This window comes from Methanobrevibacter sp., assembly GCF_045130115.1.
GTDB lineage: Archaea > Methanobacteriota > Methanobacteria > Methanobacteriales > Methanobacteriaceae > Methanocatella.
In genome coordinates this window covers 1-11,500 of record NZ_JBGUPC010000041.1, presented here as the reverse complement: position 1 = coordinate 11,500, position 11,500 = coordinate 1, and the positions used below count along the sequence as shown (strand labels likewise).

12 protein-coding genes and 1 tRNA gene are annotated in these 11,500 nt (G+C 37.5%); 2 read left to right on the top strand and 11 right to left on the bottom strand.

From position 1 onward, the window contains the following. Positions 1-4: 4 nt before the first annotated feature. Positions 5-91 (bottom strand) — tRNA-Leu (locus tag ACJMML_RS07390). Positions 92-151: 60 nt separating this feature from the next. Continuing rightward, on the bottom strand, positions 152-565 hold the full coding sequence (locus tag ACJMML_RS07385; protein WP_405306694.1) for a DUF371 domain-containing protein: 414 nt from the start codon (positions 563-565) through the stop codon (positions 152-154). A gap of 151 nt (positions 566-716) precedes the next feature. On the opposite strand from ACJMML_RS07385, the gene ACJMML_RS07380 reads away from it, so the two are divergent. Beyond that, entirely contained in the window at positions 717-1,136 is a 420-nt protein-coding gene (locus ACJMML_RS07380; protein ID WP_405306693.1) for a DUF123 domain-containing protein, read from the top strand. On the opposite strand, the gene ACJMML_RS07375 is transcribed toward ACJMML_RS07380, so the two are convergent. The 9 genes from ACJMML_RS07375 to ACJMML_RS07335 all read right to left on the bottom strand — a co-directional run bounded on the left by ACJMML_RS07375 (position 1,126) and on the right by ACJMML_RS07335 (position 10,814). Further along, positions 1,126-1,617, bottom strand: coding sequence for a hypothetical protein (locus ACJMML_RS07375; RefSeq protein ID WP_405306692.1), 492 nt, complete (start codon positions 1,615-1,617; stop codon positions 1,126-1,128). The two genes, ACJMML_RS07380 and ACJMML_RS07375, sit on opposite strands and share 11 nt — an antisense overlap. A gap of 8 nt (positions 1,618-1,625) precedes the next feature. Continuing rightward, positions 1,626-3,245 (bottom strand): helicase HerA-like domain-containing protein, encoded by a 1,620-nt coding sequence (locus ACJMML_RS07370; RefSeq protein WP_405306691.1) that lies wholly within the window; start codon positions 3,243-3,245, stop codon positions 1,626-1,628. 6 nt (positions 3,246-3,251) lie between these two features. Then, a complete protein-coding gene (locus ACJMML_RS07365) occupies positions 3,252-5,840 on the bottom strand; it encodes a DUF5814 domain-containing protein (RefSeq protein ID WP_405306690.1) in 2,589 nt (862 codons plus the stop codon). Positions 5,841-5,897: 57 nt separating this feature from the next. Further along, on the bottom strand, positions 5,898-6,716 hold the full coding sequence (locus tag ACJMML_RS07360; RefSeq protein ID WP_405306696.1) for a DUF368 domain-containing protein: 819 nt from the start codon (positions 6,714-6,716) through the stop codon (positions 5,898-5,900). Between the two features lie 133 nt (positions 6,717-6,849). Continuing rightward, on the bottom strand, positions 6,850-7,461 hold the full coding sequence (locus ACJMML_RS07355; RefSeq protein ID WP_405306689.1) for a hypothetical protein: 612 nt from the start codon (positions 7,459-7,461) through the stop codon (positions 6,850-6,852). Beyond that, positions 7,403-7,738: a hypothetical protein gene (locus ACJMML_RS07350; RefSeq protein ID WP_405306687.1), complete on the bottom strand. Its 336-nt coding sequence runs from the start codon at positions 7,736-7,738 to the stop codon at positions 7,403-7,405. The genes ACJMML_RS07355 and ACJMML_RS07350 overlap by 59 nt, the downstream gene beginning before the upstream one ends. Before the next feature lie 169 nt (positions 7,739-7,907). After that, the gene (locus tag ACJMML_RS07345) at positions 7,908-8,681 is read right to left on the bottom strand and encodes an MIP/aquaporin family protein (protein WP_405306686.1); all 774 of its coding nucleotides are present in this window, start codon (positions 8,679-8,681) and stop codon (positions 7,908-7,910) included. A gap of 9 nt (positions 8,682-8,690) precedes the next feature. Next, on the bottom strand, positions 8,691-10,190 hold the full coding sequence (locus tag ACJMML_RS07340) for a DUF2193 domain-containing protein (protein ID WP_405306685.1): 1,500 nt from the start codon (positions 10,188-10,190) through the stop codon (positions 8,691-8,693). Positions 10,191-10,592: 402 nt separating this feature from the next. Beyond that, positions 10,593-10,814 (bottom strand): hypothetical protein, encoded by a 222-nt coding sequence (locus ACJMML_RS07335; protein WP_405306684.1) that lies wholly within the window; start codon positions 10,812-10,814, stop codon positions 10,593-10,595. A 559-nt stretch (positions 10,815-11,373) separates the two neighbouring features. Here ACJMML_RS07335 and ACJMML_RS07330 point away from each other — a divergent pair. Then, the coding region (locus ACJMML_RS07330; protein ID WP_405306695.1) for a helix-turn-helix domain-containing protein at positions 11,374-11,500 on the top strand (127 nt) is incomplete at its 3' end.

The following is an 11,500-nucleotide window of genomic DNA, read 5'->3' as shown; positions in this document are numbered from 1 at the left end:
TAAATGGTGCGGGGGACGGGACTTGAACCCGCGAAGGGACTGACCCACTAGGCCCTCAACCTAGCGCCTTTGACCGCTCGACCACCCCCGCATAAAAACAAAAGTAGTTATAAAAAAATATATTTTTCAACTTATATATAGTTAACTATTTTTAGCATAATTTTATGGTAACTTCCATGATTTTTTCATTTTTTAAATCTTCAATCAGGTTATGATCCAGGTCTTTGGCAGCCTTATCTGCATGAATCATCAATGTTCTGGAGCATGTGAAATCACTTGTTCTGCAAACGATGTCAGTTGGATGTGTCAATGTCAAATCCTCATGGCCAAAACCGGTTATCTCATCATGGCCGTTTTCAGTGTCAAGAATCACTTTTATTTTAGTGTTGGAATCGGCTATCTTGTCTTTAAACTCCTGAGGAAAGTTTAACATTGATTTGTCGGCAGAAGTTCCCACAATGCAATCTGCAGTCGGGCCGATTTCAATGTCCTTTGTAACTTCAAAGGTGGATTTGTGAAGTGATGTGACATTCTTATGGCCTCTGCTTGTAAGTTTGAAAATCATGAATATAGTTTAGTTTAAAAAATTAATAAAATTTTCCATGCCTTTTAATTAAAGACAAAGTCAATAATTTTAATAACATCAAAAATTAAAGTAAAATCTGAAAGCGAATTTTCAAAATGATTAATAGACTCGAAAAAAATGGAAAATTAGAATGAAAGGATGTTACTGTTTGATAATTGATTTAGAAAATTCATCTAAAATCAAAATCGGAAAGCTTGGAAAAATCGATTTTGAAAAGGGCAATTATGTATATGTAGGCTCAGCCATGAACTACCTTGAATCAAGAATCAGAAGACATCTGAGCAGTAAAAAGAAGCTTCACTGGCACATTGATTACCTGTTGAAGGAAGCTGAAATCACTGATGTGATTTATAATGAATCAACCAAAAAAGTGGAATGTGCACTGTCCAGATACATTTCATCAAATGCAACAGGAATAGAAAATTTCGGATGCTCCGATTGTGAGTGTAAAAGCCACTTATATTACTTTAAAAATAGAAATGAAGCTATTGAATGCGTTAAAAATGCATATGATTCAATAGCCATGGAATTCAAATATTTCAAAATATGAATTCACGATTTTTCTTATGCTTGTATGATATTTCAAATGAATCAAGGGCCAATTTTTTAAGAATATCCTTATCCGTATCATCAATGCCGACAACACCTTCCCACTCGCTTTCAAGTGAGGCAATTTCATCCAATGTTTCAATTCCCTTGGAAGTTAACTTGCAGTCATATTCCAAGCCGTTTTCAGGCTGCAAATCTATTTCAATCAAATCCAGCTTTTCAAGCTTCTGATATTTCTTCAAATACAGACCCAAATGAACATTGAACAAGTCATCTTTTTTGGCCTTTTCAAACTGCTTTGCCCTAATCCTTTTGTGATGAGGTTTTTCATGTTTTTTAACCTGCTTCAAAAGCTTAATTTGGCTTTCATGTAAGAAAATTGATAAGTTTTCACGAACATAAGTCATCTTTGACTCTTCTATGATACCTATCAATGCTGAAGCAGGCATATTAGCTATTGCATCTTTGTGGGGATGTGCCATCAAACCACCTATTTCATCTGTCCGAACAATCCTCTCATGATTCCTTTTGTAACCTCACGGGCAGCAGTGTTTGCGGCCTGTGTTGCGGCCTTTTCAACCATCCTTTGGGTGGATGACTTTTTAGCCCGTTTTCCACTTGCCTGAGTCTGTCCTCCTAAAACGGTTCCAAGGATGCCACCCAGAACATCTGCGGCTCCAGGCTGTGGAGCTGGTTCAGGTTCCTCTTCAACAGGTTCCTGCGGTTGGGTCTTGACCTCTTCAACAGGTTCAGGAGGTGCCTGTATCTTAACTTCTTCAAGGACTTCAGGTGCAACTTCACTTTCGATATTCGGATTTTCATCAATTTTGGTTAAGAGTTTCTCATAAGCGGACTCCCTGTCAATTGCCTGAGCGTATTTTCCCTTCAATGGTGAAATATCAATCAATTGAGCCCTAAGGTCATCTTCAATGGCTCCTATGTGGCTTTGCGGAGGCACAATGTCAACCTGCTCAACGACACTCGGCACACCCTTTTCATCGAGGGTTGATACCAAAGCCTGTCCAATTCCCAAATTGGAGATTACTTCAGCAGTATCGAAGTCAGGATTTGCCCTGAATGTTTCTGCAGCCACTTTTACCGCTTTCTGGTCTTTTGGAGTGTATGCGTGAAGTGCATGCTGGACCCTATTACCCAATTGGGCAAGGATATCATCCGGAATGTCTGCAGGAGATTGTGAGATGAAATACAATCCTACACCTTTTGATCTTATAAGCCTTACAATCTGTTCGATTTTCTTGCCGAATTCAGGAGTCATGTCATCAAACAGAAGATGTGCTTCATCAAAGAAGAATACGAATTTAGGCTTGTCCATATCACCGACTTCAGGCAATGTTTCAAATAAGGTGGACAGCATCCAAAGCAGGAATGTTGAGTAGATTTCAGGAGACAGGGACAATTTTTGAGCGTCCAAAATATTAATGATACCTTTTCCATTGTCATCAAGCTGCATAAAATCATTAATTTCAAGTGCAGGCTCGCCGAAGAAATCGTTTCCGCCCTGGTCTTCAAGAGCAATGAGGCTTCTTAAAATAGTGTTGGCTGACTTATCAGCAATTGCGCCATACTCACTTTCAAACTGAGCCTTGTTCTCAACAACATAATTTATCATGGATTTCAGGTCCTTCAAGTCAATGATTGGAAGTGAATGTTCATCAGCGACCCTGAACACAATGTTCAATACTCCGGATTGCGCTTCAGACAGGTTCAGGATTTTTGCAAGCAATACAGGACCCATTTCTGATAATGTTACCCTTACAGGAAGTCCTTTCTGGCCAAACAGGTCCCAGAACTCAACGGGATACTGTTTGAAATTGAATCCTTTTTCATCAAGGCCATATTTCTGCCTGTTGTTGGTTATGAAATCGTTGTCTGAACCTACCTTTGCAAGGCCTGAAATGTCACCTTTCATATCAGCCAAAAATACAGGAACACCCAAATCCGAAAAGGATTCGGCCATGACCTTTAAGGTAACGGTTTTACCAGTACCAGTTGCTCCAGCTATCAAACCATGACGGTTGGCAAGCTTCGGCAATAAAAACACGTCCGTATTTTCATTACACCCGATTAATATTTTATCTTCTGCATACATGCATTTTCACCCATTTTCGATTTTCTTAATTAAAAAGTTTGTTTTTTTAACTATATTATTCTTATTATAAGCTTTGGCAATTCTTTTGATTGCATCCAAATTCTTGACGAAATTGTCCAGCCAAGAGAAAATATCTCCCGGATAGACCTGTATCTGATACTTTCTAAACAGTTTGTTTGATATGTCCTGAGGATCCTTGCCCTTTAGCCTCTCATGGACGATGACTTCTGAAATTCCCCTCTGCATACAGCTGCAGAATGGCCTGTCCTGGCATCTGCACTGCATGAAATCAGTTTGAAGCGCTATCATGGCATCCTGGAACTTCTTGTCAAGCTTGCCGATTGCCTCTCTTGATGATATTATATCCAAGGTGGATTCCGCAAAGAGCCTTGTTGAGAATTTGATTTTTAATGCGTTTGCGATTTGATTGTGGATAACACTTGACAGGTATGCGTTTTCAAACATTTCCAAATCCATTGCCATGGCCAGAATCAGGACTTTCAGCTTGTCGTACTTTTCCTTTTTCTTGTACATTGGGGAATGGCCGACATAATGCATCAGATAATTCCTGTCATTCAATGTATTTTTTATGAATTCCGCTTCGTTGATTGATAAAAATGATACAGACGTTGCTCTTCCATACTTGGTCACCTCAAGCCTGTTTGCTACGCAATTGATTAAACCCAAATCATCCATCTCATCAACTGCAATCTTGATGCTTATCGGAACATCTATATTTTTATAGAATTTATTCAGTTCATTGGTCGATTGTATCGAAGTTGAAGAGATGTCCGCTAGAATTTGCTCATAAGAGGATTCCTCGTCATATTCAATATAGACATCATCGCTGTTGCTTTCCAGAAGGTCCAATGCCATTGCCTCTTCCGATTCGCCTGCAAAGTCATTGCCGACTTCAGGAAGAAGATATACTATACCCCTATCGTGATAGGATGGCCTTCCGGCACGTCCTAGCATCTGCGCAAACTCATTGGGATTAATCCACTTATTTCCCATTACCAAAGAGTCAAAAATAACTTGAGAAGCCGGAAAGTCCACACCTGCCGCAAGAGCTGCAGTTGTAACGACACAGGAAATCCTTCCCTTGTCAAAATCCTTTTCTATCTTTTCTTTTTTGTAATAGGACAGTCCCGCATGGTATGCGTGGGCATTGATATGCTTGTTGCTTAGGAAGTTTGCAATCTGATGGGTTTTACGCCGTGAATTTGTAAATATGATAGTCTGTCCCCTGAATCCCTTCTTGGATTTGGTGTTGAATTCCCTTTTGACAAGCCTCTGCATGATGTGCCTTTTTTGGGCTTCATTTCTAACATAGACCAAATGCCTTTCCAGTGGAACCGGACGCTCTGAGTATTCAACAAGCTTCATGTTGAACTCCTCAGCTAAAAAATCAGGGTTTTTGACTGTTGCAGACAGTCCGATAATTTGAGTTTTGGGATAGAGATGCTTTAACCTTTTAATCAGTCCGTTGAGGCGTGTTCCACGGTCTTCATCATCAATCATGTGAATCTCATCGATTAGGACTACTCCCAAATTGGATAGGCTGTTGGAATTTCCGTTTCTTAACAGGTAATCGATTCCCTCATAGGTTGCAACCACAATGTCTGCCTTTGAGACATCTGAATCCGGCAGGTTCAGTTCTCCTTTTGCCTTTACACGGTTTCTTCCAACCTTGATGGCAACCTTCAAACCCAATTTTGAATATTTCTTTTTGAAATCGCGATATTTCTGGTTTGCAAGGGCAACAAGAGGTGTGAGGAAAACGAATTTCTTTCCTTCCAATGCCTGGGTGATTCCTGCAAGCTCACCCACCAAGGTCTTACCTGAACCTGTTGCACTGACAACCAATAGGTCCTCTCCTTTCAATAGCCCTTCCTTGATGGCAAGATACTGGACCGGCAGCAATTTGGTGTTTCCGGAGTCAAGCAGAACTTCCTTAAATTCTCTAGGTATCTTTAGCCTTTTCATGTCAACAGGAGGGATTATGTGCTTTGACTTTCTGGTCTTGTCAAAGAGGGTCAGTTTCCTGTTTTTTAAAGGGTCAAAGTGAGGGTCCAAAACAGACAATGTCTTTTCAAGGTCATCAGTTTTTTCCAGAGTCTTTTTAAGGTTTCTGAAAATCTTTTTGTCGAATCCCTGAAGTTTCAGTTCCTGTTTTATCGTATCATGAGCGCAATCCTTGCAGATCAGTTGATTGTTATATTTATAAGAATAGGCTGAATTGACGATGGTTATGTTTCCCTCATATGCACAGTAATCGCATACCTGTGTCTTTCTGACCTTAATGTTGAGTGACTTTAAGAACTTCTCCACCTTTTCGTCAGGTGTTGCCAGAAAAACCGCCTGTGAGCGGAGTAATTTGGTGACTTCTCCAGGAGGTACAAGCTTTTCATTTAAAGTGGAGTTGTCCTTGAAGTTGTAATCGGCAACGAATCTTGAAATGGACAATGAGTCACCTTCATGTGAGAACTTGATGTTACCGACAAATTCAGGTTCCCTCTTGTGATTCAAAGCCCCTTTTGGTGAGCCGATTGGGTATAGTCTCCACTGTTTTTTAACTTTCTTTAAAACTAGCATTGTATTTAAATATATTTTTAATTGTTAATAAATATTAAAAAAAAATTAATTTGATTATTATTCCATATAATCAAATTTTGTCTCTAAAACTATAATTAGTGCAAATGCAATTACTGCAACGATAATGCATGGCAACAATCCTGAAATGTTAACGATGACTGAACTTGCAATCTCCACAGCAGGAACTTTCAGTGACCCGAGCATTACACCAATGAGAAATGCCATTGTTATTTTTTCATGGTTTTTAAGCAGGTAATTGAGTATTCTTGAAAAACCAAGTATTCCTATTAACGCACCTACTACAAAAGCAATGATATCAGTGAAATGAAGCTGATGAAGTGCATTCAACATGTATTTGTACTGGCCTAATAAAAGAAGCAGGAATGATCCTGAAATTCCTGGGAGAATCATTGCACATATTGCAATCATACCTGAAATGAATATTACAATCAGAGAATGATTTGCCGCTATCGGATTCATGCTGACAAATATGAATGTCAAAATAGCACCAATTATCGCAAATATTATGTTTTTTATGTTAATTTCATTGAGTTTTCTAAATAGGATTACTGCTGAAGCTATAATTAAGCCTAGGAAGAATGAATAGGTCAGTGCAGTGTGAACGTCCATGCAATAGGTAACGACTTTTGCCAAAGTCAAGAATGCAACGCCTATACCTAAAACCAATGGTATGAAGAACTTGAAATCAATTTCATCAAGCATCTGATTCCAAAATCCCTTAAAATCACCCTTAAATAACGGTTTTAAAAAAGCAAACTTGATTTTACTAATTGATTCAACCAAATGAGCATAAATTCCAGTTATCAAAGCTATTGTTCCGCCTGAAACTCCCGGAACAATATCTGCTGAGCCCATAAGGACTCCACGAATAAATATGAAAAAAGCTTCCCTAATATTAAAACTCAAATTATCACCTTATAGTAATTAGTTAGATTAACATCTATTAAATAAGTTTTTAAAAAAAAGAAAAAATGTGGGAATAAACCAATTATTTTGCATTCAAATTATTGAAGTCTATATCCTCACTCAATCCATATCTGAAAAGGAAAAATCCATCCGGATTCACCTTTGATATGTTCTGGATTTTAGCCTCCATCTTATCTGAAGGAATCGGTTTTTGGGTTGCATTGTCAAAAGTTTGCAAATTTGCCCATACTTTGGCGCCCTCTGAGTGATCCCTAAGAGATGTAATGGCATCTTCTATATATGTATCATTTTCATTGTTATTATCAAAGTAAGTCAAAGGAACAACAAAATCAAAGTTTTTACTGATTATAGAATAATCTGTACAGTATTTGTCTTTCAATTTGTCATATTCCGGCATTACATCAGATGACAATATCAGATTCGGACTGTCCTTTCTGAGTTCTTCTGTCGCATTCACTACAAAATTTGAAACCGCTTGAGTGTAATTGTCAATTTCAGCAACATCCGCACCCTCATATCTGACATAATTTAGGTGTATTCCTGCAAGGTCCTTTAAACCTGCATACTCTTTCAGTTCATTAATTTTTGCATCAACAAAGCTTTGGTTAGTTGGATTATACCATTTCATCATCATTGAAAACCTGTGCAAACATATGTACTGAAATTCCTTCATTTTTTGCATCCTGAATCCATGTTTCTACCTGGGTTTTATCGTGTGTGTCCATGACTCTATAATCTAGGAACAGATCAGTAACCCCATGATTGGAGAGGTCTTTGAAATCAACTTTGTCCATATCTTCGGGCAAGACACAGAATCCGTAATGCATGTCTGATTCGTTAAAATCTGTGGTTATACTCGTATCATTTTGACCGCTGCCCTGTGCACATATTGAGGACACAGTGAATAATGAGACCAAAATGATTAGTGAAAATAATATTTTTCTATTCAATATTGTTACCTCATTGAATTGATGTTTTCTTGAAATATTCACAGAATTTGTTATTTTTAGATTTTTTGTGTAATGTATTTCTAATATAATCAAAAAAAAAAGAAAGGTGGTTCACAAGTAAAGTTAATTTTTTACTTGTAACCAGTCTGAACCATAATAATATATGGAATTATTCATCGTTGAATGGCTGTGGAAGTTCGCAAACTCCACTGTCCTTTGCAAGGTATGCATAAGCGAATGCTGCACAGATTGCACCTAAAATAGGTCCGACAAGATATATTGGGAAGAATCCCCAGAGGTTTTGTCCTCCTAAAATCATGTCCATCAAGTATGGTCCGAAGGTACGTGCAGGGTTGATTGAAGCTCCGGTGAATGCACCTAAAACCACAATTACTGCAGTCACAGTCATACCGATTGATATTCCGGCAAAACCAGGTTCTGCCTTTTTATCAACAGCTACACCCATTACAACCATCATCAGGAAGAATGTTCCTAAAAATTCGGCAAACATTGCCTGCATATAGCTTACGCCAAGTCCAGGGGCTGTTGCACCCAGTCCTCCGATTGTTACTGCAGGAGCGCCAAGGCATAAAAACAGACAAAGGCTTCCTAAACATGCACCGATGACCTGAGCAACAATATAATAGATACTGTCAACCAATGCGATGTTTTTGGTTACTAAAAGTCCAATGGTTACCGCAGGATTCAAGTGTGCACCTGATATCTTTCCGAACACATAGATACATATCATTACAGTCAGACCGAATGCCAAAGCAATGGCAATCCAGTCACCAAGTCCTCCCAAAGGCCCGATTCCGGCAGCTCCAGGAGTGATGCTATTTGAGATTAAAAGTGTCACCACAGCTGAGCCTGTACCGAAAAAGACAAGGAAGAATGTTCCTAAAAGTTCTGCAAAGAATTTTTTTCTTATATTACAAGGCATTTAGCTCACCTATACAGCTTCTCTCCATTGACAGTATTCGTGTTTGTTGTCCACAAGTGAAGCCGCAGCACAGTTTTTACATCCCCTTACAGGTGATCCCGGGGCTTCTTTGTTAAGTGCAATGATGTTTGTCATCATGGTTGCTGTAATAGGTTCTGAAGTTAAGAGACATGGATAATCTGCGAGTCTCATGAGTGAAGAGAATCTTACTGTAATTGCACATGCAGGGTAAGTGTATCTTTGTGGGTTCATTACTGTTTCACTGGCCAAAATAGGACTTAAATCAACGTCAAATCCATTGATTTTTGGCACTAATTCTCCACCGGTACCTGCTCTGAATTTTCTTGCTCCGCTGATTGCATTGAATCCTCTGTAAATCATGTCCATGAAGTCACAGTTGTGCAATTCTGCAGCTGCTCCTCTTGTTGGATATTGCTGTACAAAGTTGTGGAACCTTTTGGAGAATAAGTCAACTACCATCGGTGCGTTGAATCCATCCAATTCTAAGATGAATTCAGTTGCACAGGCTGATGAACCTGTGGATAACTTAAGTACGTCAAATGCTGATTTGTAGTTGTCCAAGTTATTTCTCAATGTTGCATCGATTACTTCAGCAGTTGCCTGAACAATTGCCAAAGTCATGTCATCTTTGCACATGTTGTAGGTGGATTGTCCAATGTGGTGTCCAATGTCTCCAACACAGTATGCAGGAACAGTTACGATGTTACCGTAGTGCACTCCATCATCCATTGCAGCTTTAACGACTGGTGTCATTGCCTTTTTATATTTGTTCATGTAGTCCCTTACATCAAATGATGAGTGGTCTGCATCATCCATCAATTGACCTTGTCCTTCAATAGGGGTTTTGTAAATCATCTGCAATGCTGCGATTTCTTTTTCGGTTGCTTCAGCAGCAGTTGCACCTGCCTCAATAGCATTGGCAAATGCGTCTCCCACACCGTATGATGTATTCATACCCCAAGATTTGGCTGAAAGAATTGCCTGTTTGTGAGCAACAGGAATGTCTGTTTTTTGCAATATTTGATTTACCACATTACTGGTACTTCCAGGCATCAATGCAAAGTCAACTACACAGGTAGGTCCGTAAAAACCGCCATATCTTCTGATTGATTCTTTGGAGATTAGTGCTTCACAATCTGCAATCGCTTGGATGAACTTATCTAAGCTGTCTGCAAATTCACCGTCTTCCTCACATAAAATTTCTAAAACAGGAGGAGTTTGGAAATGTTCAATGAATGGATCGTCTTCGCATTTCAAAGTGTCTGTAATGGAAGATAAAATCTCATAGTGGTTTTTAACAGATTCTTTATGCAAGTTGATTACAGATTCTGCTTGGTTGTCTAATGCTTTCATACCAGATACCGCATCGGCATAAGGTTTTGCATCAGTTATTTTAAAATCATTGTACCTATTTTCTGATATAACGGCAACATCTGCTTTTTGAGCAGCCATTGACTCGTCAATCATCTTCTCATATAACTCTCTCATTATTATCACCTGAATAATAATTGTACTACTAATAGGCTTTAAACAACTATTTAAAGTTAACTATTATTAGTTGGTTAAAAGTATATTCAGTAAAATATATAAATTTATTGAAAATTTCTAAAAAAATGAGTAATTACTATGTAATTTTTTTAAAAAACAGATTTTGACTAATTATCATTATAAAAAATAAATTATAATCTATTTCTAAGGCCAAATAAGTCACCTAAATGTTCTGCTTTATTGGGATTATTGATGAATACCTTCACAAAAATCAGATTGTGATATAATAGGAAAAGATGATGATTAAAAAAAAATAAGAATCATGTGACAAAAAGGAAATCCTTCCTAGAATACACGACTTTAAATGTCTAAAAACCCATTCAAACCATTCGCAACTCCTGGTCAAGATGTTTTGGTGGATATGTAATAGATCTTTGCCTTATATATCAAATATCGGAATGTATAATCCTTATCCGGCCAGTGCCATTTGCCATTCTTGAATTTGCTGTACTCTAATTTTGAAACAAGCTTCTTTGTTTTTTGGTTGTAAAAAACGAACTTCGCTTTGAGGATTAGAGTATGCTTTGATTTCTTTTTAAAAATTATCTTTACTTCCTTTCCCAAATCGTTATCATATTGACTTTAAACTTGATTATATCTCTATTTTTGAGTACTTTGACACGACCAAAACGAAGGATTGATTTATACTGTTTTCCAACAAATAGTTTTGATGTTTTTGATACCGTATAATTGTCATCGGCCGAGGTAATTGAAACTTTATCTTAAAAATGCAAGAATACCACAACTTCTGCAAGTTGTGGATGAATTGCACTATTGGGTGTACTATCTTTTTTTAATTAATTTTATTGCGTTTATTTTTATTTTGTGTTTTTTGGAGGCTATTTTGGCTCTTGAATTTTTGTTCAGTATACTTTTTTGTTGTGATTATATTATTGCTTTGATTATGAAAAATTGTTTTGGTTTTGAAAAATTGCTCTGAGTTCGTTATTCGAATACTTTTCAAATGCTCTCTCTCATTTTTTATATAGGAGTAATTATAAATGAGATATTATTCAATTAAATGTAATTTTAATTGTTGTTTTAAAAAAGAGTAAATATTTTTTCATTTTTTTTAGATAATGGAATAAAAATATTATAATGATGGACATGGAGGAATGATTTTATGGGTGAGTATATTCGAGGTGTGGTTGTTAAGCTTCATTTAACTCCCGAACAAGAAGTCATGTTTAAACAAAACTATGGTTGTACTCGTAAAACCCATAATGAACTTTTAAATAAATATAAAGCCA

Excerpts from the sequence above, each read along its gene's own strand:
- ACJMML_RS07385 (WP_405306694.1), bottom strand. The coding sequence starts at position 565 with ATGATTTTCAAACTTACAAGCAGAGGCCATAAGAATGTCACATCACTT.
- ACJMML_RS07380 (WP_405306693.1), top strand. The coding sequence starts at position 717 with ATGAAAGGATGTTACTGTTTGATAATTGATTTAGAAAATTCATCTAAA.
- ACJMML_RS07375 (WP_405306692.1), bottom strand. The coding sequence starts at position 1,617 with ATGGCACATCCCCACAAAGATGCAATAGCTAATATGCCTGCTTCAGCA.
- ACJMML_RS07370 (WP_405306691.1), bottom strand. The coding sequence starts at position 3,245 with ATGTATGCAGAAGATAAAATATTAATCGGGTGTAATGAAAATACGGAC.
- ACJMML_RS07365 (WP_405306690.1), bottom strand. The coding sequence starts at position 5,840 with ATGCTAGTTTTAAAGAAAGTTAAAAAACAGTGGAGACTATACCCAATC.
- ACJMML_RS07360 (WP_405306696.1), bottom strand. The coding sequence starts at position 6,716 with ATGGGCTCAGCAGATATTGTTCCGGGAGTTTCAGGCGGAACAATAGCT.
- ACJMML_RS07355 (WP_405306689.1), bottom strand. The coding sequence starts at position 7,461 with ATGAAGGAATTTCAGTACATATGTTTGCACAGGTTTTCAATGATGATG.
- ACJMML_RS07345 (WP_405306686.1), bottom strand. The coding sequence starts at position 8,681 with ATGCCTTGTAATATAAGAAAAAAATTCTTTGCAGAACTTTTAGGAACA.
- ACJMML_RS07340 (WP_405306685.1), bottom strand. The coding sequence starts at position 10,190 with ATGAGAGAGTTATATGAGAAGATGATTGACGAGTCAATGGCTGCTCAA.